Here is a 26,994-nt window from a genome sequence, read left to right as displayed (position 1 = left end):
TGATGATACACTCATTTTTGGTGGTATTGACACAAGCATATGTATATGATCCTTACATGCTTCTGCTTCTATTATCTCTACTCCCTTATACTCACATAATTGCCTTAGTATTTTCCCTATATCTTTCTTTATTTTCCCATATATAATTTGTCTTCTATACTTTGGTGCAAACACTATATGGTACTTACAATTCCATTTCGTATGTGATAAACTATTTATGTCCTTCATTGGACTTCCTCCTTTGCTTTTTAGTCGGTTGGTCAGACCTGACTTTATTATATAGCAAAGGGGGAATTTTTTTATCCTCATAGCTAAAGCTTTTTGGAACCACCCGCTTAGCGGGTGGTATTCTAAATACAAAAAAAAGACCTACACTAGAATGTGTAGGCCTGTTAAATCCTATAATTTTTAAATTTAGAATTTCAATACTCCTATTCCATTTAAAAATACTATAGCAATAGCTATCGGTGCTATAAATCTAGCTAAGAACATGAAAAATGGTAAATATGATATTTTTACTCCGCCGCAGGTGACTTCGTCTTCAACATTTTCTTTACCCAATATCCAACCAACAAATATTGATATAAACAATCCTCCTAAAGGCAATAACCAGTTAGATGCTATATAGTCTAAAGTATCAAAAAAGTTCCTTCCACCTAATAGTTTAATATTTGCCATTGGTCCCATAGCCAATGAGCATGGAATTCCTAAAATAGTAATAAGCAATGCTGCAACAACAGCCGCTTTCTTTCTATTAATATTCATGTCTTCGACAACATATGCAACTACAACTTCAAGAATAGATATTGATGAAGTTAGTGCTGCAACTGTTAATAAAATAAAGAATAAAAGTCCGAAGAAATATCCACCAGGCATTTGTTGGAATACATTTGGTAATGTAACAAAAACCAATCCTGGTCCAGCACCTGGTTCAATACCAAAGGCAAATACTGCTGGGAATATAGCTACACCTGCAAGAAGCGCAATAAGTGTATCAGCTATAGTAACTTGAATAGCAGTATCAGCAAGATTTTCTTTCTTCTGAATATATGAACCATATGTTATCATAGTACCCATACCTAATGACAATGAGAAGAAAGCATGCCCTAATGCCGTTAAAACACCTTGAGCTGAAAGTTTTGAAAAATCAGGTTTAAATAGGAATGCTAAACCAGCACCAGAACCAGGTAATGTAATAGCACGAATATCAAGTATAATTATAATTCCAAGTAACAATGGCATTAAAATCTTTGCATATTTTTCTATACCATCCTTTACACCAGCAAGAACTATAAATGCAGTTAAAGCCATAAATATAATCTGCCAAATTACTGGTTGCCATGGATTGCTGATTAATCCTGTAAAAGCATTTCCAATTTGTTCGGTTGTTTGACCTGCAAAGCTATTTGTAATCGCTTTTACAATGTAATCTAAACACCATCCTGCAACCACTCCATAAAACGCAAGAATAAAGAAAGCAGCTACTACTCCCATCCAACCAGTTAAAAACCATGGTGTCCCAGGGGCAAGCTTTTTAAAAGAACCAATAGCATTTTTCTGAGCTCTTCTACCAATAATAAACTCTGAAAGCATTACAGGAAATCCAATAAGTGCGATGCAAATTAAATAAACGATTATAAATGCAGCACCACCATTTTCGCCAGTAATATAAGGAAATTTCCATATATTACCTAAACCAATTGCTGAACCTGCTGCTGCTGCAATTATGCCTAGCTTGCTACCAAACCCATCTCTTTTTTGTAAATTATTGCTTTCCATTAATTTATTTCCCCCTTTTCATTTTTTATTTTATATTAATTGGTAAAACCAATTAAATATCTCAAAGCTTATTTTGAAATTTTCAATTTTTTCACAATTTTTTTAATATAAAGTATATTCTACATCTTTTTTTAAATTCCTCTTTTTTTTTAAGGATTATTATTTTTTTTAAAAATATTTATATTATAAATATTTTATATTAGCTAAATTTTCTAACATTTAATATGAAATTTTAGCATAATTATCATTTTCAATCAATATAAATTATTTTTTTTAATATAAAAAGTAATTTATATATAAAGCTTTTAAAAAAACAAGTACCCCCTAGGGTACTTTTAGCATTTATATTTAGATATTATTTTCTCAGCTATCTTTATCCCATCAACAGCAGCTGAAACTATCCCTCCTGCATAACCAGCACCTTCTCCTGAGGGATAAAGTCCATTTATATTTGTACTTTCAAGGGTATTACTGTCCCTTGTTATCCTTATGGGAGATGAACTTCTAGTCTCCACTCCTGTCATGATAGCACCCTCCATTTGGAATCCCTTTAACTTTTTATCCATATTTGTAATAGCTTCCTTCATAGCTTCTGTAACATAACTAGGTAGACATTCATTTATATTAGTTAGCTTGATTCCAGGTTCATAGGAAGGCTTTACATCTTTCAACTGACTTGATGCAATACCTTTTAGAAAATCTCCTACAAGCTGGGCAGGGGCAATATATCCCCCTCCTCCAATGTCATAAGCCCTTTCTTCCCATTTCCTTTGAAAATACATTCCTGCTAAAGGATGACTACTTTTAAAATCCTCTTGAGCTACTGAAACTAATAAAGCACTATTGGCATTATCCTTATCTCTAGCATACTCACTCATACCATTCGTTACTACTCTATACTCCTCAGAAGCCGCTGCAACTACGCTGCCCCCAGGGCACATGCAAAATGTATAGACAGATCTTCCATTTGAGGCATGATATGTAAGTCTATAATCTGCTGCACCTAATCTTTTATGATTTGCAAATTCTTTATACTGAGCTTTATTTATAACTGCTTGTGGATGTTCTATCCTTACACCTATAGCAAATGGTTTTTGAATTATTTCTACTCCTCTTTTATAAATCACTTCAAAGGTATCCCTTGCACTATGTCCTATAGCCAATACTATAGCTTCTCCCTCTATTACTTCATCATGGTTCACCTCTAAGCCAAATATCTTTCCATCCTTTATTTTAAAATCTGTTACCTTTGAGTTGAAAACAATTTCCCCCCCAAGTGTCTCGATTTTTTTTCTTAAATTTTTTACTACATTTTTCAATATATCTGTTCCAATATGGGGCTTGAAGGAATAAATGATATCCTCTGGAGCTCCTGCTTTAACTAACTCTTTTAAAACCTTTCTACATCTTGGGTCCTTTATCCTTGTGGTTAGTTTTCCATCGGAAAATGTTCCAGCTCCTCCTTCACCGAACTGTACATTTGACTCTATATTTAAATATCCAGTCTTCCAAAATTTTTCTACAGTTTTACTTCTGTTATCTACATCTTCTCCTCTTTCCAAAATTAAAGGTTTGTATCCCATTTGGGCAAGAATCAATCCACAAAAAAGACCCGCTGGTCCTGACCCTACAATTATTGGTCTTTTATCAATGGGTACCTTTCCTGGCTCAGGATATTTGTACTCCATATCTGGAGTAATAGAGATTTTTTTATTTTTAGCCTTTTTTAAAACATTCTTTTCATTTTTTATTAATAGATCAATAGTGTATACAAAGTCTATTTTCCCCTTTCGTCTTGCATCAATGGATTCTTTAAATATATTTAAATCTATTATTTCTTTTGGTTTTATTTTAAGTATTTTACTTACTTCATATGGTAACCTATCTATATCATCCTTAATACCTAGACGTATATTAGATATTCTTATCATGAATATCATCCTTTCTATTTATTACATATGTTCTTAAATAGCTCATAATTGTACTTAACATAGATTTTACTTTCTTATCTTTTACATATCATATTCAATTATATTCATTTAACTGTTTTTATTCAATTTAAAAATACCTTTTATCTATACACAAAAATAAAGCCGAGCCAATGCCCGACTTTATTTTTATACTTTTACAATAATTAACCAAGTAATGAACGAATAAATACTATTGAAATAGCTACTGGTCCAACCCACTTAACTAGGATTGCCCAGAATGGAGCCAGTTTAAATTCTATTTTTCCATCATTTGAAGCTTCTTTGATTGCTTTATCTGTACCCCAAATCCATCCAACAACTATGCAGAGTAGAAGTCCTCCTAGTGGTAATAATATATTTGAAGCTACAAAGTCTAATGAGTCAAATATGTTTCTTCCTCCAATAATTGTTATATTACTTAATCTACCGAAGGATAATGATGCAAGTATCCCTATCAAGAACATAGCAAATCCTATTCCAGATACAGCAACCTTACGCTTAATCTTCCATTCATCAACAACATATGAAACACATACCTCAAGTAGAGAAATTGATGATGATAAAGCTGCAAATAGTACTAAGAAAAAGAATAATATTGAAAATAATGTTCCTAGTGGCATTTGTGCAAATACTGCTGGTAAAGTTATAAATAGTAACCCTGGTCCAGCTGATGGTTCATAACCAAATGCAAATACTGCTGGCAAAACTATAAGACCTGCAAGTAGTGCTACTCCTGTATCAATCAATGGAATTACTGTTGCACTTTCCGGTATATTAGTATCCTTGCTTAAATAACTACCATAGGTAATCATACATCCCATACCTAAGCTTAAGGAGAAAAATACTTGTCCAAGTGCATCAAGTATAACACCAATATTTATAGCTGAAAAGTTAGGAACTAGAAGATATTTAATACCTTCGACTGCTCCTGGTAAAGTCATAGCACGCAGTGCAATTATAACTATCATAATAAATAATCCTGGCATCAATATTTTACTTGATTTTTCAATACCGCCACCTATACCACCAATAACAATAATCATAGTAATTAACATAAATATTGCATGGTAAATTATTGGCTCAGTTGTTCCTGATATCAAATTCCCAAACATTCCACCTAAAACATCAGCATCAGCTATTTTCAAAGCTCCTGAAAATGACTTAACTATATAATTTATTACCCATCCTCCAACTACACTATAATATGAAAGAATTATAAAACCAGCTAATACTCCAAGTGCTCCAACCCATGACCACTTTTTGCTTATTTTTCTATAAGCACCGATAGCATTTAATTGAGTCTTTCTACCAAGGGTTATTTCTGCTAACATTAAAGTGAATCCAACAAGAAATAACATTATAAAATATACAAGTACAAATGCTCCACCACCATTTTTCCCTGCCATATAAGGAAACTTCCAAAGATTACCTAGCCCTACTGCTGAGCCTGCAGCAGCTAATATAAATCCTATCTTAGAACCCCATTGTTCTCTTTGACCATCTTGGTTTAAATTTGCCATTATATTCCTCCTTTTTAGTTATTGTGTAGCTTCAATTCTTTATTTCACCTCCTTTAGAAATATATGTAAAGCAATATAGAAATATCTTTAACCATAAATATATAGATAGTATTAATCATTTTAAAATATTTATACATTGTTACATTATTAACAGAGTTTATAGTATATTTCGAATTATTCGACAATTGCTGATTGGCATATGATTATTATATTACATTTTTTTAATCATTTCAACATTTTAAATATAGTTTAAATTTTTTTAATATTTAAAATTTTTTAGTTTTTTATTGTCTTTACCTATATCTAATTAGTTATTAAACTGCCCTATACATATTCATATCCTTACTGCCAGTTTCATATTTAGCTTAGATTTTTAAATACAAATTTATAACATTACTATAGGTATTCCAGTCAAACAATTAATTTACATATTTGTCATCAACAATGTTTATAAATTCCTAAACTTGGACAAAATATATTTAAACATTGTAAAGGAGTGGGTATGATGGATATAAATAGAGCTAGGGAAATTCTAAATTCAAAAGATAATATTGAAGTTTATTATAATGGAAGATCTGTTTGGATTAATAGTATTAACCCAAATACTGGAAATGTCTTTATAAAGACTCTTGATGGTACTAATGAACATTATCAGATTCCTGTAGGTGAATTAATTGAAGAGTAAAACTTATTAATGTTTCCTTTATTACATTATCTAAGCAAATGCCATAAACAAAAACCTATGAACTTAATAAGTTTCATAGGTTTTTAAATTTTACTTATTTTGTCAAGATATCTATAATAGTATCGTAATCTGCTTCTACTGGAATTTTAAATTTACCATAATGTATTTTTCTCCCTGCCTTTCTTCTAACAACTGCTTTGGTAAATTGTTCTTTGTCATCTATTATTTTTGCATCAAATAAATTATCTATTATTTTTTCACTAGAGTCTCCTTCTCTTATTTCAAATTCAATATATTCTATCGCCTTAGAATCTTTTATATCTTTTTTTATCTCTTCATTGTTTTGAGAATCATAATTATAAGCTTTTCCTTTTTGTCTTGATTGTAATGTCTTCTCTTTAGTGTTTTTTTCATGCTCTGGATCAGGAGTATTGGAATTTTGTACTTGTGGTTTTTCTTCATTATTCTCATTATTAGAATTGTGATTTTGTGTATTGTCGCTACTATTTCTAAATTCTTTATTTATTTCAATAATTTCATCAAGACTCCGCATACCTAATTCCCGTGCCCTTTTTACTATCTCTTCATCCGTATATTCTCTTACCTTTATGTTTGGACTCATCATATTAATAATACTTCCTAATGCTAGTCCTATACCTACGCCAAGTAGTATATAATATACATATATCTTATTCTTCTTCATAACTTACTCCTTTACTATAATTAGTGTATCATGTATGATTATATCAATATATATCCCAAAAATAAAGTAGCTTATTCTTTTATGTTTTTAGGTAAATACTTGGCATAGGAATTATTTACGTTGTCCCTATATATCATCTTCAAGCTGATTAATAAAACCTTATTATATCAACTTATCTAATGCTTCCTTTAAATCCTCAATTATATCCTCTGGACTTTCAAGTCCAACTGATAATCTTACTAATCCATCAGTTATTCCAGCTTTAAGCCTCTCTTCTCTTTCATATGGAGAGTGGGTCATTGAAGCAGGATGTTGAATCAAGGTTTCTGCATCTCCAAGACTTACTGCTAATTTACACATTTTTAGAGAATTCATCAATTTCTTTCCTTCTTCTATACCACCCTTTAACTCAAAGGCTATTATTGCACCAGGTAAAGACATTTGCTCTCTAGCCAGTTCGTACTGCTTGAAACTCTTTAAACCTGGATAATATACCTTGTCAATGGCAGGATGTTTTTCCAAAAACTCTGCTACTGCCATAGCATTTTTACAGTGTTTTTCCATCCTTATATCTAAAGTTTTCATACCTCTTAAAATTAAATATGCATCAAAGGGTCCTAATGAAGCTCCAGTCATATCCTTAACCCCAAACAATCTTACCTCGTCAATAAACTTCTTTGAACCTACCACAAGACCAGCAATAACGTCTCCGTGGCCATTGAGATATTTAGTAGCCGAATGGACAACTACATCCGCTCCCATTTCTAGAGGTCTCTGAATATATGGAGTAGCAAAGGTATTATCTACTATTACCATACAATCTCCCTTTTCATGGGCTATTTTAGATATGGCAGCTATATCTGTAATCTTGAGTGTGGGATTGGCAGGAGTTTCAAGATATATTACTTTGGTATTTTCCTTCATTGCATTCTTGATATTTTCTGGATTGCTTGCATCTACAAAAGTAACTTCAACTCCGTATCTAGTAATTCCATGACTTAGATATGCATGGGTGCATCCATAAATTGCATCGGCTGAAATCACATGATCTCCAGCCTTTAAAGCTGTCCAAAGGGCAGACGTTATTGCTCCTATTCCAGAACTTGTGGACATAGCAGCTTCTCCATCTTCTAATATAGCTATTTTCTCCTCTAATTGCATATTAGTCGGATTTCCCAATCTCGTATAAATGAAGCCTTCTTCTTCTAATGCAAAACGATTTCCTCCCTGCTCTGCTGAATCAAATACAAAGGTAGAAGTTTGATAAATGGGCGTTGCTAATGCACCAGTTGTTGGATCAGTCTTATTCCCTCCATGTATAGCCTTAGTAGCAAAACCCTTATTTTGTAAATCTTCCCTCTTCATATAATACGCCTCCTCTTATTTATATTATTTATTTTATTACTCGCAATTTAAATGCCAATTTGAATCCCTTGAAAAGCCTAGATAGTAATGTCTAACCTTGGATATTTGGTTATATTGTAGACCATTTCCTTCAAAAACGTAAAGAATAGTTTCCAAATGGAAACTATTCTTTACACTTATCTAAACTGTATTTATTAATCTTATTTATAATGGTAGTATGGGAAACTCCTAATTTTTTTGCAGCCCTTCTGATACTCTTACTCTCATGTAAAACATCCTTTATAACTTGTCTTTCAACTCTTTCTATAATGTCCCTTAGCTTATCCCCTCTATTAAAGCTTAATTTATGTTTTTTAAAGTTCATGCCGTTTTCATAATTGACTATTATATCATCTCTTTTTAAAATACTTCCTCTACACAAAAGCATAGATCTCTCAATAATATTTTTCAGTTCTCGAACATTACCCTTCCAATTATAATTCATAAGCTCATTAATAAATTCTGGGTCTGCATACTTTATGTTCTTCCCTAATTTTATATTGAACTCATTTATAAAATAATTTACTAAATGAGGAATATCCTCGATTCTTTCCTTTAATGCAGGTATATATATTGGAATAACATTTAGTCTATAATATAAATCCCTTCTAAATTCATTAGCTGCTACCATTTTTTCCAAATCCCTATTGGTTGCTGCTATAATCCTTACATCTACCTTTTCTTCTTCTATTCCTCCGATTTTCCTAATGGTCCCATCTTGAAGAACTCTTAAAAGCTTTGCTTGCATAGCCATGGATAATTCTCCAACTTCATCTAAAAACAAGGTTCCTCCATTAGCCACTTTAAAAAGCCCCTCCTTATGGGTTAAAGCTCCTGTAAAGCTTCCTTTTTCAAATCCAAATAATTCACTTTCTATTAAACTATCGGGTAGTGCTGCACAATTTAATATAACAAATTTCTTATTGCTTCTGTCACTAAGCTTATAAATAGCTTTAGCAAATAATTCTTTCCCTGTTCCACTTTCACCTCTTAATAAGATGGTAGAGTTACTCTTTGCAACAGCAAAAATCATTTTTTTTACATTTTCAATCTTAGGGCTATTGCCTATAATCTCTCTAAAAGCTCCCTCACCACTTTGTAAAACCACATTGGCAATCTTAATAGCATTATCAAAATCCTTTATAGAAATAACAAATCCATGATTTTTATTATCATCATCATTAATTGCCTTAAGGGATACTAAATATAAATTTTCTCCCTTATCATTTTTTATTTTTAGTTTGACATTTTCAAATTCTTGACCTTTTTCAATGAGCTCTATTATATCAGGCTTATCCCAAAATAGCCTTCTTATATCTTGCCCTAGTATTTCTTCCTTTTTTTTATCAAAATACTCTTCACAATAATAGTTGAATATTTCAATTTTAAAATTCTTATTAACAGCTATTATACCTTTATCAACAGAATCTATAGTTGCAAAAAGCTTTTTTTCATTTATTTCATAGTTTAAAAGCTTGATTTTATCTATCGCAAAAATTCCATTTACACCATGAAGATCATCTAACAAGACATTCATTATTTTATTGTCTACTCTTTTAAATTTTACACAACATTTGTTTGGAAATACTTCTAAAGATTCAATACTTACATTATTTTTGTAAAAAACCTCTAAGACCTTATATGCCATACCTACTCTATCTTGGGTAGTTATATCTAATCTCATATATTTTTTCATATATTTCACCCAATTTAATCCTTTTTTCTTATTCTATCACTTCCTTATATATTTGCAAGAATTTACTTTTGGATATTGGGAGGATATATATAAATAAAGTGGCTTAGCCGCTCTATCCTTAACATAATATAATTATTTATAATACATCATTATTCCTTTAATATTTCAAGCATCAATTTGAACTTTTTTTAACTTGTTTATAACTGTTACATGTATACTCCTAGAATACAGAATTAACATTTGACATGACTTAATATTTCTTTTTCTAATTTTTCTATATCGGGAACATAGGTTTTAAGTAATTCAAAGGGGCCCTGTAAAGTGTATTCTCCTAATGTTGCAGGAATAAATATAGTATCTCCCTTGTTAATTTTTTCTATTCCTTTCCTATAGAGAATCTCTCCTTTTCCATCTATACAGATATAGGTATAAAATCTATCTGTATCACTTATCTCCGTATAGCTTTCTTTAATTTTATATTTCTCTAATGCAAAATACTGGTTATAGCAATAATAAATTCTTTCATATTCCTCTTTGTTTACGCATAAACCTGTAACCTTCTTAGTGCTTAATGAAAAATCAATAACATCTATAGCATTTTTTATATGTAGTTCTCTACCTCTATTATAGTCATAAACTCTATAGGTAGTATCACTGTTTTGCTGTATTTCGGCTACTAAAACGCCCTCCATAGAATGAATTAAACCACTAGGAATAAAATATACATCTCCTTTTTTTACTTGTATAGGCTTTAAATATTGTTCCAAATTGCCATTTTTTATAGCATTGTAAAAGTTTTCAGGCTCATTGCCGCTAACTCCTAAAATCATATTAGCATTTTCTTTAGCCTCTAAAACAACCCAAATCTCCGTCTTCCCAGAATCATAACCATTTTTATATGCATATTCATCATCTGGATGAACTTGAATAGATAATTTGCTTTGTGCATCCAAAAATTTTATCAATAAAGGAAAATTTTCTTGTGAGATTTTATTTCCGATTAAGTCTTTACCTAATAACATTATCAGTTCATCTAATCCCATCCCTTTGTATGAGCCATTTGCAACTTTACTAATTAAATCACCATTATAGGATATTTCCCAACTTTCTCCTATATTTCCTTCTGGTAAATTATCTTTGAAAGATGTTAGGTTTCTTCCACCCCAAACTTTCTTGATATATATAGGTTGAAACTTCAGCGGATACATAGCTTAACCCCCTAAACTAAAAATTAGCTTCCAATTGATCTAACATTCTTTTTACAAATTTTCTATTCTTTTTTAATCCATTTAAAAACTCTGGTTTATCCATACTTCTATATAAATTTCTGAAAATAGTTTTTGTCTTAGCCACATCTTTTTCAGCAATACATATCAAAAATACATACTTTACCATTTCTTTCTTCCATTTCAGAGGATTTTCTAAAATCGTAAGAGCAATACATGATTTTATTACTTCTTTAGGATCGCCATGTGGAATTGCAATCCCATTACCTACTTCTGTTGCCATTATTTTTTCTCTTGCCAGTGTACTTTCCATAAATTCTCTTTTAACATATTGCTTTTTCTCTAAATTTTCACACATTTCAATAATAATCTGATTAGGGTGTTTAAATTTTTTACTTCTATAAAATATCTCCTTTTCAACTCTTTTCTCTTCCAACCCCATATATGCGTATTTTTTATTTACTTCATATATATATTTATCTACTTTTCTAATATCTGTTTTTGTAAATAATGGACTAATCACTAATACAGGTCTATCAATTTGAAGCGGTGTAGTTGATATAATTAGTTCTGTATTATCAAGCATATCCTTAGTTAATTCTGTAGACGATACAATCCCAATAATTTCTATTTCTTTAAAACATCTTTTTAGCCTTACTGACAAAAGTTGTGATGTTCCTATCCCACTGTGGCATACTACCAGTGTCCTAATTTGTTTTCTATTTCTTTCAACGGCTGCTCCTAGATGAATTGCTATGTATCCAATTTCAGACTCTGGTATTTTAACATCTAGATATTTTTCAAATACTCTACTACACATCCATGCAACTCCAAATATATCGGGATAGTTGCTTTTAATTTCATCCAATATAGGGTTTCTTAGGGTCATTTCGTATTTCAATCTATTTATTGTTGGTCTTAAATGTAATACCAGCCCATTTAAAAGAGCTTTATCTTTCCTTAAGTCAATAGATAGAGCATCACTAGCTAGATCAATAATTTGCTGTGCTATTTCTACTGCTAGTTCTAAATCCCCAATATCTTCAAAATAAAAGTTTAAATTCTCCAAATCTTTTTGATGTATTTTACTTCCCAAAATATGAAGGGTTATATAGCCAATTTCAGATTTTGGAATAGTTATTCCAAAAATCTTTTCCATTTGAGTGCTCATTTCCTGTGCACATTTAAATTCTTCTAAATCTATTATGCTTTCTAAAATTTCCTTTGATAAAATAATATCCTTATTATCTTTGATACGTTTCATAGATATGGCAATATGTATAATCAAGCTAATATAAGCTTCTTGAGAGAATCTAAATTTAAGCTTGGTTTCCACTTTATTCAAGAGGTCCTCGATTTTCTTATAATCTATATTAAAAAGCGATTTAAGCTGTGCCAAGGTTTTATAATCAATTCTTCCCTTATATTCTGAATATAAAAGCTCCTGTAGTTCTTCAACATTCTTAACTTCTGAAATTAAATATGAAATAGCTTTTCTATAATCATCTTCATCACCAACAATTTCTATACCGTAATTTCTTTTTTTAATAAGCTTCAAATTAAAGGGTGCAATCCATTTTTCGATAGTTTTCAAATCCTTATGGATAGTTGTTGTACAAACATATAATTCATCAGCAAGTTCTTTAGTAGTCAAGCTTCCCGAATGCATAAAGAGCCTTTTTAAAATATAGTTATGTCTACCTTTGCGAGAATACGGCTCGATATAGTGTGAGTCTTTATTTATTGCTTGAAATAATTGTATTTTATTTTCTTCAGGTCCTTCTATACTAGTACCTACTCCCGTTTTCTTATTTAGTCGAAGACCTTCCTTTTCCACAAAATCTTGAAGCTTTTTTAAATCATTACGTATTGTCTTATTGGATACCTTAAGTATAGAAGCTATTTGGTTAATGGTAATTGGATTTTTACTTTTTAATAAGATACTAGTAATTTCCTTAACCCGATCCATAAATTTTCCCCCTTGAATGCTCAAAAACATCTATTAACGTATCTGTCTACCTGTATTTATTCATCGAAATCCTTTTGAGCAAAGGTTATTAAGGCTTCGATAGCTTCCTTTTCATCATCACCAGATGCCTGTAGCTTTAATATATCGCCCTTTATATCATTCATACTCATAAGACTAAGAATACTTTTTGCGTTATACTCCTTATTATCTTTTAGGACAATTATATCAGAGTTGAATTTCAAGCTTTCTTCTACCAATGCTTTAGCTGGTCTAGCATGAAATCCTAATTCATTTTTAAGGATTATTTCAGTAATATACATAAAAAACCTTCCTATACCTTACTATTATGCTTTTTTAAGTGTTCAATAATTTTATCTAGCAATGGTCCTGGTTTCTTTATCACATCTCCAATTGATACATTTACTACTGGAATCCCTTTAAATCTTTCTCTACCTTTTATAACCATATCTTTAGTTAAAATTACAACATCTGCTCCTTCTAAATCTTCTTTTGTGATTTCATTCTCAATACCGATTGATCCTTGAGTTTCAACTTTTATATTAAAACCCCTTTCCTTTGCTTCCTTTTCTAAAGCCTCTGCAGCCATGTAAGTATGAGCAATACCAGTAGGACATGCTGTTACAGCTAATATTTTCATTTTTTTCTCTCCTTTACTTTATTATGGTAGATTCAATTATTTAATTTTCATATTTGTATTTCTTTTTTCATAATACCACATAAATTAATATTCATAATGGATAACTATTCCCAAAATAATGTGGTAAAAGTTCTTTTTTTATAAAACAAAGTTAGCCATGTTAAATGACTAACTTTGAATTACTTTAATAAATTCAAAACTATTTGGACATTTGCAAACTTCTATGAATAATTTGTGATCAATATTTAAATTAGTTAAAATCTATACTGACTTCATCTGATTCTTTTTCATATTTCTCTTCTTTTACTTCTTTCTTTAATGTATTAACCATAATAACAGTTACTGCCATACCAACCAAAACTGCTATAATAAACATTATCTTATTATCTACTACTGGTAGAACTATTGGACCACCATGTGGAGCATGGTCTCCAACCTTTCCTATAGCTGCTACCGCTGCCCCAACAGCAGACCCTACCATTATAGAAGGAATAACTCTAACTGGATCTGCTGCAGCAAATGGAATCGCACCTTCTGTAATACCAATCAATCCCATTGCTATTGCACCTTTACCTGCTTCTTTTTCAGCTTCAGTATACTTTTTAGGCTTTAATAATGCTGCTGTACCCATGGCAAGTGGGGGGATACATATGGCAACTGCTACTGGACCCATTACTGTGTAAACACCTTCACCAATCATAGCTGCTGCAAACATAAAAGCAACTTTATTCATTGGTCCACCCATATCAAATGCAATCATCGCTCCCATAACAATAGCAAGAAATACTGCATTTCCAGTACTCATACTCTTTAATCCTTCAGTCATAAAATTCATAAACCCGCTGATTGGCGTTCCAATTATATACATAATAATTCCAACAATTCCAGTAGTTACTAAAGGTATTACAAAAATAGGCATTATAGGTCTTATCTGTTTTGGAACATTCCATGATTTAACCCACCTAGCAGTATATCCCGCAACAAAACCTGCAATTATACCTCCTAAGAATCCTGCCCCAATTTCGTTGGCTAGGGCGCCACCTACAAGACCTGGAGCTATTCCTGGTCTATCTGCTATTCCAAAAGCAATAAAACCAGCCAATACAGGTACCATAAGTCCAAAAGCCTTAACTCCAACATTTAGCATTTTCTGTAAAAATGGATTGGTTACATTTGCTCCTGTTCCAGCTTCTACTCCGCTTAATGCTATAGATAATGCAATCAATACACCACCTATTACAACAATTGGTATCATATAGGATACCCCTGTCATCAAATAGCTTCTTAGATTTTTAACTTCATCTTTCATTAATAAACCCTCCTTTAATTTATAATAACACTCGGGAAATTTAAACCTTTCACATGTAATAATCAATCGTATGTCATTAATAAATAAAGCCGAAATGGGAACATAAATGTTTTTGTGAAGGTATTTAAATAAATTCCCTCATAGTGTTTATAATAATATTGCTTTTATTTATTCATATTTTTATTAAAAATCTAATATATTAATCCATTGAGCATCTCTATCAGCTTTTTTTTATTCGTAATTTCACTAAGTTGTTTTCTAAATTCTTGGTTCATAAGTTTTCTAGATAATGAAGCTAATATCTTTAAGTGTTGATTTGATGCTTTTTCTGGTACTGCAATTAAAAAAATAATATTTACAGGCTTTCCATCCAGTGACTGCCATTCAATTCCTTGTTTAGTTCTTCCAAAAACTAAAGATGGAACTTTAACTGCATTACTTTTCCCATGAGGTATTCCTATTCCAAAACCTATTCCAGTTGAAGATAATTTCTCTCTCCTAATTACTTCATTTATATATTCTTCTTTATTGTTAAGCCTCCCACATTTTTCTAGTAGATTTGCCATAGATATTATAGCATCCTCTTTATTTAAACAGTTTAGATTTAAATCTATTAAATTTATATCAATAATCTTCTCCATCATTATTCACTCCATTCTTTTATATACAATTTATCCTTTCTTGTTTTAATCATATCATGTTTTAAGTAATAGTATATTGACTACTGTTGCCAGATTGATGTGGTAAAATATCAAAAACATCTATCAATATTTTTATAATTTGTTTTAAGATTATTCTCAGAGGTGAATTAGCTGAGTACAGTTTTATTCAAAAAATAAAAATACCCTAATAAACTAGGGTAGATAAAAAAGTATTATTCATTTTTTATACCTTTTATATAATTCTCCTCTTATTTCATCAAAGGATATATTCTTATATACTAATAAAACTAGTAAATGATATATTAAATCTGAAACTTCATATATAACTTCTTCTTTAGCATCATTCTTAGCAGCTATAATAACCTCGCTGGCTTCTTCACCAACCTTTTTTAGTATTTTATTAATTCCTTTTTCAAATAAATATTTTGTATAAGAACCTTCTATAGACTCCTTTTTTCTATTTATAATCCTTTCATACAGTAGATCCAATACCTTTGAGGTTTCTATATCCTTCGATTCTTCTTCATATATAGACCTATAAAAACAACTATTTTCTCCTGTATGACAGGTTGGACCATTAGGCTTTACTTTAATTAATAATGCATCTTTATCACAATCATACCCTATCTCCTTTACATCATGAAAATTACCTGATGTCTCTCCTTTATTCCATAGCTTTTGCCTGCTTCTGCTAAAAAACCAAGTCCTTTTAGTTTCTATAGTAAGCTTTAGGGATTCTTTATTCATATATCCAAGCATTAGAACATCTTTTGTAATACAATCCTGTATTATTGCGGGAATCAATCCATTTTTATCGTATTTAAGTTTATTTATATCTATCATTAAAAATCTCTCCTGACTTCTACACCATTTTTATAAAGATATTCCTTAAGGTCTTTTATTTCAATCTCTTTATAGTGAAATACCGATGCTGCCAACGCTGCATCAGCTTTTCCTATCTTTAAAACCTCTAAAAAATCTTCCTTTTTTCCTGCTCCACCTGAAGCTACAACAGGTATTTTTACGATTTCTGAAATTCTCCTAGTTATTTCTATACTATATCCTTGTTTTACTCCATCGGAATCTATAGAATTAAGGACAATCTCTCCTGCTCCAAGGCCCTCTCCTTTAATCGCCCACTCTACAGCATTAAGTCCTGTATTAATCCTGCCACCATTAATATATACATCCCAGCTCTGTCCATTTTTTTTGATATCCATAGAAAGTACAACACATTGACTTCCAAACTTTAAGGCTGCCTCAGTTATAAGCTCTGGTCTTTTTACAGCAGCTGAATTTATGGATACCTTATCAGCTCCAGCCCTTAGGACCTTTGAGAAATCTTCTATACTTCTTATTCCCCCGCCTATAGCAAAGGGAATATTGATATTTTCTGCCGTCCTTTCTACTACATCAATAAAAATATCCCTATCTTCGTTAGAAGCTGTTATATCATAAAAAACAAGTTCATCAGCTCCATTTTTCGAGTAATATTTAGCAAGCTCTACTGGATCAGCTACATCCTTAATGTCTTTAAATTTCTTTCCTTTAACTACTCTGCCCTTGTCTACATCAAGACATGGAATTATCCTTTTAGTAAGCATAAAAAACCTCCTATAATTCCTTTAAACTTATTTTACCTTCATAAAGTGCCTTACCTATTATGGCTCCATAAAGCTTTAAGTTTTTTAGCTTATCTACATGCTCTTTACTTCCTATTCCTCCAGAAGCAATTATATTTATATCTATACTATCCTTGAGTCTTTTAAGCTCATCAAAATTTGGTCCTATCATTGTACCATCCTTAGAAATATCCGTATATACGATGGTTTTTATACCCTTTTTCTCCAGTTCCTTAGCAAAGTCTACTGCCTTAATACTGCTGATGTTTACCCAGCCATCTACACAAACATATCCTTCCTTAGCATCTATTGATACCACCACTCTCTGCCCAAGCTCCTTAACAAGCTCATCTACAAAACCCTTTTTTTTAACGGCAGAGGTTCCAACTATAATTCTTTCTACTCCCAAAGATAGTATTTCCTTTGCTCTTTCAAGGTTTCTAATACCTCCACCTACTTGAATAGGTATATTCAAATTATCAGCTATTTTTTTTATGATAATCTTATTCTTTAATTCTCCAGTAAAAGCACCATCTAAGTCCACAATATGTAAATACTTTGCTCCGTTTTCCTCCCATTTTTTTGCTGAAAATAATGGGTCATCATTATATACAGTCTCTTTATCAGCTTTTCCCTGATAAAGTCTAACACATTTTCCGTCCTTTATATCTACTGCTGGAAAGATTATCACTTTATCATCTCCTCGATATTCTTTAATAGCTTCATTCCTGTTTTTCCGCTTTTCTCAGGATGAAACTGCATTCCTATTATATTATCCCTTCTTACTATGGCTGGTACCTTTACCCCATAATCAGAAAATGCTACAATATCATCTTTATTTTTAGCTTTTAGATAATATGAATGAACAAAATATACGTATTCGCCATTATTTATACCTTTAACTATTTCATCATCCTTTGCCTTTATCAATTTATTCCAACCCATATGGGGTACCTTTAAACTGTCATCAAATCTTACTATTTCGCCTTCTAAAAGCCCTAAGCCATTCCACTCACCATCTTCATGGCTTTTTTCAAATAAAAGCTGCATTCCAAGGCAAATACCAAATAAAAGCTTTCCTTTATCTACATTTTCCCTAATGCAATTTACTAGATGGTGTTTATATAGATTGTCCATTGCATCCTTAAAAGCTCCTACTCCTGGCAGAATTATTGCAGAACTTTTATCTATAAGGGCTTTTTCTGAGGTTATCACAGCATCGAAGCCTAAATTATTAAATGCAGTATATACATTTTTTATATTTCCAACTCCGTAATCTATAATTGCAATCATGTTGCACCTTCTCCCTTTATTCGTTTTCCTATCTTCCACTTCTTTTATAATATCCCCTTCGTCGACATAACTCCTTCAATATTTTTATCTATTGTCACCGCCTCCTTTAAGGCTCTACCAAAGCCTTTAAATATAGATTCTATAATATGATGGTTGTTTTCTCCATACTGTAAATTTATGTGGAGGGTTATGTTGGAATTATTGGTAAGAGCTATAAAAAATTCCCTTAAAGTTTCCGTCTCAAAGTCCCCAATGTATTCTCTAGTCAAAGGAACGTTAAACTTTAAGAAGCTTCTTCCGCTTATATCAATTGAAAGCATCGAAAGTGCTTCATCCATTGGTGTAAAAACCGTAGAATATCTTTTTATTCCTGATTTATTTCCTAAAGCTTTTTTAATAGCTTTTCCAAGCACAATTCCTAAATCTTCCACTGTATGATGGGTATCTACTTCTAAATCCCCCTTACACTTTACTTCAAGATTTAGTTGTCCATGTTTACTCATTAAATTTAACATATGATCTAAAAATCCTATGCCTGTGTCTATTTTAGCTTTTCCACTACCGTCTAGGTCAAGTTTTAAAGTAATATCTGTTTCTGTAGTTTTTCTAGTAATCTCAGCAATTCTTATCATATTTACACTTCCTTTAAAATCTTCAATACTTCCATGTTTTCATCATCTGTTCCAACTGTCAATCTAATACAGTTCTCCAATACACCTTCTGTTCCAAAGCCCTTTACTAGTATTTTTTCTTCCTTAAACCTTGTCATTAAAGCCTTATATTTATTTGTTCTAATTAATATAAAGTTACTTTTACTTGGTATAGCTTGGATTCCTTCGATTTTCTTTAATTCCTTGTATAACCTGTCACGTTCATTTTTTATTGCTTCTATATTTTTAAAAGCAATTTCCTTATTATCCAATACTATTCTTCCAATACATTTAGAAATAGAATTTAAATTATAGGGAGCCTTTACCTTGCTTATAGTTTCTATCATATTTTTACTAGCAACTCCATATCCTATTCTCAATCCTGCAAGCCCAAAGGCCTTTGATAGTGTTCTAAGTACTATTAGTCTCTCATAGTCATCTATTTTATCTACTATTGTCTCTCCATAAAATTCATAATAAGCTTCATCCACAACTATCAAAGACTTTGTGTTATCTAAAACCCTTATTATATCCTCTCTGCTAATTATCCTTCCAGTAGGATTGTTAGGACTACATAAAAATATGACCTTTGCATTATTCTCATTAGCCTTATTAATAATTTTATTTATATCGATACTAAAATCCTTGTCACCCTCAACCTCTAAAAAACTTCCACCTGCAATCTGAGTTATTATCCTATACATTGCAAAGGATGGGCTGTGACTAACAACAGTATCTCCCTTGTCAACAAATGTATCTATGATAATCTTTAAAATCTCATCAGAACCATTGCCACATAATATATTTTCTTCATTTACACCAATATACATTGACAAAGCTTTTTTAATATCTATAGCTTCATTATCTGGATATCTATTAGGTGTTAAAGCTGTTAATTCTTTTAATATCAATTCTCCTATATATTGAAAAATATTATAGGGACTTTCATTTGCATCAAGCTTAATTCGATATTCCTCTTCTATAACCTTATATGGCTTTAAGTCCTTTATGCTTTTTTTTATTAAATCCTTCATTACTAAAACCTCACTTTTATTGAATTTCCATGAGCTGATAAACCTTCAGCCTCAGTAAAGGAAATCACTTTATCCTTTATATTTCTAAGGGCTTCTTTACTATAGTAAAGGAAACTGGATTTTTTCATAAAATCGTAGGTTCCTAGAGGCGATGAAAATTTTGCAGTCCCTGAAGTTGGAAGTGTATGATTAGGACCTGCAAAATAATCTCCTACTGGCTCTGGAGTATATTCTCCTAAAAATATTGCTCCTGCATTTTTTATTTTGGGAAGTAGTTCAAAGGGATTGTCAACCATGACCTCTAGATGCTCTGGAGCTATTTCATTTGCTATGTCTATGGCTTCGTCTATATTCCTTGCTATAAATATATATCCATAGTTTGAGATAGCCCGCATAATGATTTTTCTTCTTTCAGCTTTCTCTGTTTGAATCTTTACCTCTTCTTTAACCTTCATAGCTAAATCCTTAGAGGTTGTAATAAGTATTGATGATGCCATCTCATCATGCTCTGCCTGAGACAGTAAATCAGCAGCTATAAAGCTTGGATTTTTATTTTCATCAGCAATTATACATATTTCACTTGGCCCTGCTATCATATCTATATCCACTAGTCCAAATACTGCTCTCTTTGCCCTAGCAACATAGATATTTCCTGGTCCTACTATTTTGTTGACAGGCTTTATTGTTTCTGTTCCATATGCTAAGGCAGCTATGGATTGGGCTCCACCAACCTTATATATCTCATCAACATCTGCAATGTATGCTGCTGCTAAAATATATGGATTAACCTTTCCTTCTTTATTAGGAGGAGTAACCATAGCTATAGAGCTTACCCCTGCTACTTTTGCAGGCAGCGCATTCATAAGAACAGTAGATGGATATGCAGCCTTTCCACCTGGTACGTAAATCCCTACTCTTTCTAATGGAGATACTACCTGCCCTAGTATAATACCTTCTTGTTCATTGCTCATCCACGAATTTTGTAATTGTTTTTTATGGTAGTCAGTTATATTTTCCTTAGCTTCTTCTAAAATCTTTAAGAATTCATCACCTACTACCTTTATGGCTTCAGCTATCTCATTCTCACTAACCTTAATACCTTCTAAACGAGCTTTATCAAATTTAGCTGTATATTCTATCAATGCTCTATCTCCATTACGTTTTATATCACTTATGATTTCATAAACAACCTGATCAACTTCTGTAAAATCATCTTCTCCCCTTTTTAGTAAAGAATCTATTACATCCTTATAATTCTCTCCTTGTATTTCGATAATCTTCAATTTAAACAATCCTTTCTAACCCGCTTATAATCTTTTCTATCTCTTCATTCTTTGTCTTTAAACTTACTTTGTTTACTACCAGTCTTGCACTTATGTCATGTATTTCCTCTAGTACTACTAATCCGTTTTCCTTTAATGTTGTGCCGGTCTCCACTATATCTACAATTACATCAGAAAGCCCTAATATTGGTGCAAGCTCAACAGAACCATTTAGCTTAATCACTTCATTGAATATTCCTTTTTTATTAAAGTACTTTTTGGCTATATTAGGATATTTAGATGCTATAATCAATTTCCTGCTATGGATTCTTTCATAGTTTTTAAATCCAGCAACACAGATTTTACATTTTCCTACATTAAGATTTAATATTTCATATACATCAGCCTCATTTTCAAGTAGTACGTCTTTACCTACTATACCTATGTCAACGGCTCCCTTTTCAACATATACAGGTATATCTGAGGATTTAACAAATACCAGTTTTATTTTTTCACAGTCATCTTTAAAAATAAGTTTCCTGCTTTTTTTAGAATAATCATTAAAATTAATACCTATCTTCCCTAGCAAAGTTATTGCATCATCTGCTAACCTACCCTTTGCTAAGGCTATTTTAACTGCATCCACTAGAATACCCCCTAATGTATAGAAGCAATGATTTCATTATAATCTAAGTCTTTATAAAATTGATTTTCATTATATTTTTTAACATCATTTTTATAGATATTAATTACTTTTAGAAGCTCTTCTACTTCAATGATTTTTTTAGTGTTTCTAAAGGTTGAATTCTCTATATAAAATTTAATATCATTTTCATAAGGGTTTGTTTCAACCACAAATCCTCTATCCCTTAAATTTTGAGAAAGCTTTATAGCCTTCCCTCTAAAATTTTCTTTATAGAGAACTAAATAATCCGTAAAACAGTCCACATCCCTTTTCATATCATACATTTCCATCACCTCAATTATTTTATTTATATTTAATCCAAAGCCACATGCTGGCTTGTTTGCACCAAACTGTTTAGTTAAATTATCATATCTCCCACCGCTTAAAACAACTTCACCAAAGTTATTTACATAACCCTTAAGCATTATTCCAGTATAATATCCCTGTTCCTTTGTAAATCCTAAATCAAATAATATATATTTATCAAAATCATAATCTTTTAGTATATTGTATACATCTTCTAAATTATTAAGTGCCTTATCCATCTTTTCATTTATAACTAACTCTCTAGCCATATCTAAAACCTTTTTAGGTTTTCCATACAGCTTAGGTATCATATAAAATTTTTCTTTCAAGCTTGATGTTATGTCAGTATTTTCAAGGAATTCCTTTAAATCTCCATAATTTTTGTTTTCAATTAAATTATGAAGTTTAAGTTTTTCAAATTTATTTAAGTTAGCTTCATCAATAAGTCCCTTCATAAATTCTACTTGACCTAAATCTACATGAAAATCTTTAAATCCACATTCTAATAAGCATTTAATGCCTACTGCTATTATTTCAGCATCACAATCAGGCTTATTATTACCAAAATACTCAATTCCTCCTTGAATAAACTCTCTCTTATCTCCCGTTCCCGATTTGTTGGCTCTAAAAATATTTGTAACATATGAAAGCTTCAGCATCTCTTTATTATTCTTATAGTTGGTAGCAGCCATCCTAGCTACTGGAATAGTTGCATCAGGTCTTAAAACCAGTATTCTTCCACTATTGTCTATGAGCTTAAGCATATTCTCCCTTGGCAAAACTCCGTCTATTCCATTGTATAAATCATAGTATTCAAAGCTAGGAGTAACTATCTGATTGTACCCAAAGCTTTTGAAAATATTTTTTATCACCGTAACTATTTTTTCTTTAAATTCATACTCTTTACAATATAAATCCTCTACTCCCTCTGGAAAAATATCCTTGCTGAAAACCATAAAAACACCAATCCTTTAATTTATTGATTTATTGCTTCATCGTGATAAAGCAATAAATTGTTTTTTATTATTTTAATATCTCTATTTGCATTAGTCAATATAAAATTTTACTTTTTTCATATTCATAATATTTCAAAAATATTTTTACAATATACCCATAGTATATTTTAGGGGTCAGGCTAGAACACATAAAAATAAAGTTATAAATAACTATTTTAAATTACGTGTTCTAGCCTGACCCCTATTTTCTATTCTTGCTTACACATCAATATATTTATCATACAATGTCAAATATTTAGGAAGACCATTCTCAATAATAATATTCGGCGAGCCTAAAATTAATGGATAAATATATTTAACAGCTTCTTTTGTAACATTATTTTTTTCTGCTGTAATCCACTCTGCTGGAAAGTATTTTATATTATTAGCAACCTTTGAAGCTTCAATTTTATATGTTTCAATAGTATAAGGATTATTTTGTATCCTTTTCATCCCAACCATAAGTCCTGTATGTCCTTGAATAGAATATTTTACAGCTGCTTTTCCTACTTTATATGCTTCTTCAATATCTGTTTGTGATACACAGTGCATAGCAGAACGCTGAGTTACTCCAAGTTCTAATACTTTAACCCTTGAAGTGATGTGATTTTCAATTATTAATCTTTTTAAATAATTTCCAACTCCACCTAACTGTACATGCGAAAAAGAATCATGCTTATTTGCAAAATTAGTTTTAAAAAGATATCTTCCACCTCCATCTTTTATGCCTTCCGAAGCTACTATGTATACTTTATTTTTTTCATTAAACCTTTTAGCAACATCTTTTAAAAACTGCTCCTCTGAAAACTCAGCTTCAGGTAAGTAAATAAAATCGACAACTGCCTCTCCATTTATTTTTGCAAGAGCTGCACTTGCAGCTAACCAACCAGTATCCCTTCCCATTGTTTCGATAATAAAAATTCCATTGTTAATATATACACTAGAATCTAAATATGTTTCCAATACTGTTGTGGCAATAAATTTAGCAGCACTCCCATACCCTGGTGTATGGTCAGTATGATATAGGTCATTATCAATAGTTTTTGGTATTCCAATAATTTGCTTGTCAATTCCTTTTAGTTTGGCATATTCGCTGAGCTTATTTACTGTATCCATTGAATCATTTCCACCAATATAAAATAAAGTTTGAATATCAAAAGAATCTAATACAGCAAATAATCTCTTATATTCTTCATCATTAATTTTAAAGTCCTTCATTTTGTATCTACATGACCCTAATGAAGATGATGGTGTATATTTTAATGCCTCTAACTCTATATCTGTTAATTTAGATAAATTTATAATATTACTCTGTAAAATTCCTTCAATACCATTAATGCCTCCATACACATTATCATAACCCTTTAATTCTTTGTTTCCATTTACAACACCAACTACACTGGCATTTATTACAGATGTTGGCCCTCCAGATTGTGCAACTAAACAATTTTTCATAAAAACCTCCTATTATCATCTATTAAATATTAATTATAGTAAATTCTACATTAAATTAAAATATCTTAAACCAAGAATTTAGATTAACTATTTTACTGGAATATCTATATTTCCATAGCCCTATTATATAATCTAAAATCAATTACCTCAATGTTTATAAATATATCATTTGTTTCCCAATCAATACGGTAATAATTTGAATTAAGGAAGTTTATAAAATGATATTGATTCATGTTCTTTTATTTTAAATTTTTACTACATCATTATAGAAATATAATTATAATTTGCAATCCTTAAAATGTGATATAATTTAACAAAACTAAAGGGTTGTGGGGTTATGATAACTATTAATGAAACAATAATTGAAAAATATAAAGATGAGCTAAACGACTTAGTTTTTGATAATTTTAATAGCAAAATAGCATTAACCATTGGTAATTATATTATTGATATAGCTAAAAAAAATGGCTATGCAATAACTATTGATATCAGTAAATTTAATCACCAATTATTTCATTTTTCCTTTGACGGGACAACTCCTGATAAGGATTTATGGATTATACGTAAGAGAAATGTAGTACATCACTTTTTTACCAGTTCCATATACATAGCAAAAAAACTTGAGAAAGATGGTACTAATCTTTTTGATAAATATGGTTTGCCAGTTGATGAATACTCAGCCACTGGTGGTTCTGTTCCCATAATAGTAAGAAATACAGGCATAATAGGTTCAATTACAGTAGCTGGTCTCAAGCCAGAAGAAGATCATAATCTAGTTATATACGCAATTAAAAAATTTCTTAAAAGTAAAGGAGATGAATTAGATGGATTCAATTTTTAGTGTGCCAACAAAAATACACTTTGGTATAGGTAAAATTGAAACTCTAACTGATATTGCCAAAGAGTATGGTAAAAGATGTTTACTTGTTACAACCAAAAACACACATCCTCTTGAAAAAGTTTTTACAAGATTGAAAGGAGTTCTGTCACAAAATAATTTTGAAGTTATTCATTTTGATGAAGTAATACCAAATCCAACAACAGAAATCGTTGAAAAGGGAATCCGTTTACTTCAAGATAATAAAATCGATTTTGTCATCTCTGTTGGTGGCGGTTCTAGTATAGACACTGCTAAAATAATTTGTTTACTCAACGAGTCTAAGGATATTGATTGGTCTAATTTATTTGATAAATACAATAATCCACATATCCATTATAAACCAATACATAATAGGCATATACCTCTAATTGCTATACCAACCACTGCTGGAACTGGTTCAGAGGTAACTCAAGCAGCAGTTATCTCTATAGATAATGATAAAAATACTATTTTTCATCCTCTAAACTATCCTGCTCATGCTATTTTAGACCCTAATTTATTATTAACTTTACCAAGTAAATTAACTGCTTCCACTGGTTTTGATGCTTTTTGCCATGCATTTGAGAGTTATATTAATCCTATGGCTTCCCCTTTTAGTGAATTAGCTTCTCTAGAAGCAATAAAAGTTATTAAAAATTATTTGCCAAAATCAATTGAATCTTTAAATAATATTTTTTATAGAAAGCAGTTGTTATATGCACAGACCTTGGCTGGTATTGCCTTATCAAATGCTGGTGCTTCTGCGCCACATCCACTTAGTGAAATTATCGGTGGTGTTACAGGTATTAGTCATGGTGAAGCTTTGGCTCTTGTCTTTCCAGAATTTTTACATATGCAATATCATTTAAATACCACTAAATTTGCAACTATAGCAAGAATATTTGATAATACTCTAAATTCTTTATCAGATAAGGAAGCAGCTTCTAAATTAAGTAGTATTATTAAGGATTTTCTCAAAGCCATAAAACTCTACCATAAATTTGATGATTATAGTGTAACAGATGAACAATTTAGTTCTATTATTGATTCTCCAATTCTTAACTTCTTATCATTCGGATGTAAAGAAAATTTGCAAAAAATTATTTTGGATTCAAAAAATTTGAGATAGAAAAAGCCTTATATGGCTTTTTCTATACTTTGTTCGATTAAATTCTTATCAAAAATACATTCCAATGCGTTCTAGTTGCAAGTATTTTTATAGATACCGACTACCGCCCTTCATAAATTTTAT

26 protein-coding genes are annotated in these 26,994 nt (G+C 31.0%); 3 read left to right on the top strand and 23 right to left on the bottom strand.

Going from position 1 to position 26,994, the window contains the following annotated elements:
- From tnpA to BUB36_RS01685, 4 genes are all read right to left on the bottom strand, one after another.
- Positions 1-228, bottom strand: a 228-nt coding sequence (gene tnpA, locus BUB36_RS01700; RefSeq protein WP_131821201.1) for an IS200/IS605 family transposase, incomplete at its 3' end; no start/stop codon positions are given.
- Positions 229-414: 186 nt separating this feature from the next.
- On the bottom strand, positions 415-1,779 hold the full coding sequence (locus tag BUB36_RS01695) for a sodium-dependent transporter (RefSeq protein ID WP_073146660.1): 1,365 nt from the start codon (positions 1,777-1,779) through the stop codon (positions 415-417).
- Between the two features lie 335 nt (positions 1,780-2,114).
- Entirely contained in the window at positions 2,115-3,710 is a 1,596-nt protein-coding gene (locus BUB36_RS01690) for an NAD(P)/FAD-dependent oxidoreductase (protein WP_073146659.1), read from the bottom strand.
- A gap of 203 nt (positions 3,711-3,913) precedes the next feature.
- A complete protein-coding gene (locus BUB36_RS01685) occupies positions 3,914-5,269 on the bottom strand; it encodes a sodium-dependent transporter (protein WP_073146658.1) in 1,356 nt (451 codons plus the stop codon).
- 502 nt (positions 5,270-5,771) lie between these two features.
- On the opposite strand from BUB36_RS01685, the gene BUB36_RS01680 reads away from it, so the two are divergent.
- Complete coding sequence (locus BUB36_RS01680) at positions 5,772-5,954, top strand: H-type small acid-soluble spore protein (RefSeq protein WP_207550737.1); 183 nt, start codon at positions 5,772-5,774, stop codon at positions 5,952-5,954.
- A gap of 94 nt (positions 5,955-6,048) precedes the next feature.
- On the opposite strand, the gene BUB36_RS01675 is transcribed toward BUB36_RS01680, so the two are convergent.
- From BUB36_RS01675 to BUB36_RS01585, 19 genes are all read right to left on the bottom strand, one after another.
- Complete coding sequence (locus BUB36_RS01675) at positions 6,049-6,657, bottom strand: hypothetical protein (protein WP_073146656.1); 609 nt, start codon at positions 6,655-6,657, stop codon at positions 6,049-6,051.
- 162 nt (positions 6,658-6,819) lie between these two features.
- A complete protein-coding gene (megL, locus tag BUB36_RS01670) occupies positions 6,820-8,022 on the bottom strand; it encodes a methionine gamma-lyase (RefSeq protein ID WP_073146655.1) in 1,203 nt (400 codons plus the stop codon).
- A 163-nt stretch (positions 8,023-8,185) separates the two neighbouring features.
- Complete coding sequence (locus BUB36_RS01665; protein ID WP_073146654.1) at positions 8,186-9,757, bottom strand: sigma 54-interacting transcriptional regulator; 1,572 nt, start codon at positions 9,755-9,757, stop codon at positions 8,186-8,188.
- Between the two features lie 233 nt (positions 9,758-9,990).
- Complete coding sequence (locus BUB36_RS01660; RefSeq protein ID WP_073146653.1) at positions 9,991-10,965, bottom strand: type I phosphomannose isomerase catalytic subunit; 975 nt, start codon at positions 10,963-10,965, stop codon at positions 9,991-9,993.
- Positions 10,966-10,981: 16 nt separating this feature from the next.
- Complete coding sequence (locus BUB36_RS01655; RefSeq protein ID WP_073146652.1) at positions 10,982-12,952, bottom strand: BglG family transcription antiterminator; 1,971 nt, start codon at positions 12,950-12,952, stop codon at positions 10,982-10,984.
- Positions 12,953-13,008: 56 nt separating this feature from the next.
- The gene (locus tag BUB36_RS01650) at positions 13,009-13,272 is read right to left on the bottom strand and encodes an HPr family phosphocarrier protein (protein WP_073146651.1); all 264 of its coding nucleotides are present in this window, start codon (positions 13,270-13,272) and stop codon (positions 13,009-13,011) included.
- 11 nt (positions 13,273-13,283) lie between these two features.
- A complete protein-coding gene (locus BUB36_RS01645) occupies positions 13,284-13,610 on the bottom strand; it encodes a PTS fructose-like transporter subunit IIB (RefSeq protein WP_073146650.1) in 327 nt (108 codons plus the stop codon).
- 250 nt (positions 13,611-13,860) lie between these two features.
- Entirely contained in the window at positions 13,861-14,919 is a 1,059-nt protein-coding gene (locus BUB36_RS01640; protein ID WP_073146649.1) for a PTS fructose transporter subunit IIC, read from the bottom strand.
- A gap of 191 nt (positions 14,920-15,110) precedes the next feature.
- Entirely contained in the window at positions 15,111-15,563 is a 453-nt protein-coding gene (locus BUB36_RS01635; protein WP_207550736.1) for a PTS sugar transporter subunit IIA, read from the bottom strand.
- Positions 15,564-15,797: 234 nt separating this feature from the next.
- Entirely contained in the window at positions 15,798-16,424 is a 627-nt protein-coding gene (gene hisIE, locus BUB36_RS01630) for a bifunctional phosphoribosyl-AMP cyclohydrolase/phosphoribosyl-ATP diphosphatase HisIE (protein WP_073146647.1), read from the bottom strand.
- On the bottom strand, positions 16,424-17,185 hold the full coding sequence (gene hisF / locus BUB36_RS01625; protein ID WP_073146646.1) for an imidazole glycerol phosphate synthase subunit HisF: 762 nt from the start codon (positions 17,183-17,185) through the stop codon (positions 16,424-16,426). The genes hisIE and hisF overlap by 1 nt, the downstream gene beginning before the upstream one ends.
- A 10-nt stretch (positions 17,186-17,195) precedes the next feature.
- On the bottom strand, positions 17,196-17,894 hold the full coding sequence (gene hisA, locus BUB36_RS01620; protein ID WP_073146645.1) for a 1-(5-phosphoribosyl)-5-[(5-phosphoribosylamino)methylideneamino]imidazole-4-carboxamide isomerase: 699 nt from the start codon (positions 17,892-17,894) through the stop codon (positions 17,196-17,198).
- Positions 17,891-18,496, bottom strand: coding sequence for an imidazole glycerol phosphate synthase subunit HisH (hisH, locus tag BUB36_RS01615; protein WP_073146644.1), 606 nt, complete (start codon positions 18,494-18,496; stop codon positions 17,891-17,893). The genes hisA and hisH overlap by 4 nt, the downstream gene beginning before the upstream one ends.
- Before the next feature lie 44 nt (positions 18,497-18,540).
- Positions 18,541-19,128, bottom strand: coding sequence for an imidazoleglycerol-phosphate dehydratase HisB (gene hisB / locus BUB36_RS01610; RefSeq protein ID WP_207550735.1), 588 nt, complete (start codon positions 19,126-19,128; stop codon positions 18,541-18,543).
- Positions 19,129-19,130: 2 nt separating this feature from the next.
- Positions 19,131-20,180 (bottom strand): histidinol-phosphate transaminase, encoded by a 1,050-nt coding sequence (gene hisC / locus BUB36_RS01605; RefSeq protein ID WP_073146643.1) that lies wholly within the window; start codon positions 20,178-20,180, stop codon positions 19,131-19,133.
- A 2-nt stretch (positions 20,181-20,182) separates the two neighbouring features.
- Positions 20,183-21,463, bottom strand: a complete 1,281-nt coding sequence (hisD, locus tag BUB36_RS01600) for a histidinol dehydrogenase (protein ID WP_106406460.1) — start codon at positions 21,461-21,463, stop codon at positions 20,183-20,185.
- A gap of 1 nt (position 21,464) precedes the next feature.
- A complete protein-coding gene (hisG, locus tag BUB36_RS01595; RefSeq protein WP_073146641.1) occupies positions 21,465-22,088 on the bottom strand; it encodes an ATP phosphoribosyltransferase in 624 nt (207 codons plus the stop codon).
- Positions 22,089-22,099: 11 nt separating this feature from the next.
- Positions 22,100-23,389 (bottom strand): ATP phosphoribosyltransferase regulatory subunit, encoded by a 1,290-nt coding sequence (hisZ, locus tag BUB36_RS01590; RefSeq protein WP_073146640.1) that lies wholly within the window; start codon positions 23,387-23,389, stop codon positions 22,100-22,102.
- Between the two features lie 258 nt (positions 23,390-23,647).
- A complete protein-coding gene (locus tag BUB36_RS01585; protein WP_073146639.1) occupies positions 23,648-24,883 on the bottom strand; it encodes a 6-phosphofructokinase in 1,236 nt (411 codons plus the stop codon).
- A gap of 337 nt (positions 24,884-25,220) precedes the next feature.
- On the opposite strand from BUB36_RS01585, the gene BUB36_RS01580 reads away from it, so the two are divergent.
- Together BUB36_RS01580 and BUB36_RS01575 are read left to right on the top strand one after the other, a co-directional pair.
- Complete coding sequence (locus BUB36_RS01580) at positions 25,221-25,724, top strand: heme-degrading domain-containing protein (RefSeq protein ID WP_073146638.1); 504 nt, start codon at positions 25,221-25,223, stop codon at positions 25,722-25,724.
- Positions 25,708-26,871 carry an iron-containing alcohol dehydrogenase gene (locus BUB36_RS01575; RefSeq protein ID WP_073146637.1) on the top strand — a complete coding sequence of 388 codons (1,164 nt, stop codon included), beginning with the start codon at positions 25,708-25,710 and terminating at the stop codon, positions 26,869-26,871. Before BUB36_RS01580 ends, BUB36_RS01575 begins: the two co-directional genes overlap by 17 nt.
- The last annotated feature ends 123 nt before the right edge of the window (positions 26,872-26,994 follow it).

The organism is Paramaledivibacter caminithermalis DSM 15212 (assembly GCF_900142245.1).
In the GTDB taxonomy this organism is placed as follows: domain Bacteria; phylum Bacillota; class Clostridia; order Peptostreptococcales; family Caminicellaceae; genus Paramaledivibacter; species Paramaledivibacter caminithermalis.
This window is presented reverse-complemented; position numbering and strand designations above follow the sequence as displayed.

Bases quoted from the DNA above. Each gene is read 5' to 3' on its own strand.
- BUB36_RS01695 (WP_073146660.1), bottom strand. From the start codon at position 1,779: ATGGAAAGCAATAATTTACAAAAAAGAGATGGGTTTGGTAGCAAGCTA.
- BUB36_RS01690 (WP_073146659.1), bottom strand. From the start codon at position 3,710: ATGATAAGAATATCTAATATACGTCTAGGTATTAAGGATGATATAGAT.
- BUB36_RS01685 (WP_073146658.1), bottom strand. From the start codon at position 5,269: ATGGCAAATTTAAACCAAGATGGTCAAAGAGAACAATGGGGTTCTAAG.
- BUB36_RS01680 (WP_207550737.1), top strand. From the start codon at position 5,772: ATGATGGATATAAATAGAGCTAGGGAAATTCTAAATTCAAAAGATAAT.
- BUB36_RS01675 (WP_073146656.1), bottom strand. From the start codon at position 6,657: ATGAAGAAGAATAAGATATATGTATATTATATACTACTTGGCGTAGGT.
- megL (WP_073146655.1), bottom strand. From the start codon at position 8,022: ATGAAGAGGGAAGATTTACAAAATAAGGGTTTTGCTACTAAGGCTATA.
- BUB36_RS01665 (WP_073146654.1), bottom strand. From the start codon at position 9,757: ATGAAAAAATATATGAGATTAGATATAACTACCCAAGATAGAGTAGGT.
- BUB36_RS01660 (WP_073146653.1), bottom strand. From the start codon at position 10,965: ATGTATCCGCTGAAGTTTCAACCTATATATATCAAGAAAGTTTGGGGT.
- BUB36_RS01655 (WP_073146652.1), bottom strand. From the start codon at position 12,952: ATGGATCGGGTTAAGGAAATTACTAGTATCTTATTAAAAAGTAAAAAT.
- BUB36_RS01650 (WP_073146651.1), bottom strand. From the start codon at position 13,272: ATGTATATTACTGAAATAATCCTTAAAAATGAATTAGGATTTCATGCT.
- BUB36_RS01645 (WP_073146650.1), bottom strand. From the start codon at position 13,610: ATGAAAATATTAGCTGTAACAGCATGTCCTACTGGTATTGCTCATACT.
- BUB36_RS01640 (WP_073146649.1), bottom strand. From the start codon at position 14,919: ATGAAAGATGAAGTTAAAAATCTAAGAAGCTATTTGATGACAGGGGTA.
- BUB36_RS01635 (WP_207550736.1), bottom strand. From the start codon at position 15,563: ATGATGGAGAAGATTATTGATATAAATTTAATAGATTTAAATCTAAAC.
- hisIE (WP_073146647.1), bottom strand. From the start codon at position 16,424: ATGATAGATATAAATAAACTTAAATACGATAAAAATGGATTGATTCCC.
- hisF (WP_073146646.1), bottom strand. From the start codon at position 17,185: ATGCTTACTAAAAGGATAATTCCATGTCTTGATGTAGACAAGGGCAGA.
- hisH (WP_073146644.1), bottom strand. From the start codon at position 18,496: ATGATTGCAATTATAGATTACGGAGTTGGAAATATAAAAAATGTATAT.
- hisB (WP_207550735.1), bottom strand. From the start codon at position 19,128: ATGATAAGAATTGCTGAGATTACTAGAAAAACTACAGAAACAGATATT.
- hisC (WP_073146643.1), bottom strand. From the start codon at position 20,180: ATGAAGGATTTAATAAAAAAAAGCATAAAGGACTTAAAGCCATATAAG.
- hisZ (WP_073146640.1), bottom strand. From the start codon at position 23,389: ATGGTTTTCAGCAAGGATATTTTTCCAGAGGGAGTAGAGGATTTATAT.
- BUB36_RS01585 (WP_073146639.1), bottom strand. From the start codon at position 24,883: ATGAAAAATTGTTTAGTTGCACAATCTGGAGGGCCAACATCTGTAATA.
- BUB36_RS01580 (WP_073146638.1), top strand. From the start codon at position 25,221: ATGATAACTATTAATGAAACAATAATTGAAAAATATAAAGATGAGCTA.
- BUB36_RS01575 (WP_073146637.1), top strand. From the start codon at position 25,708: ATGGATTCAATTTTTAGTGTGCCAACAAAAATACACTTTGGTATAGGT.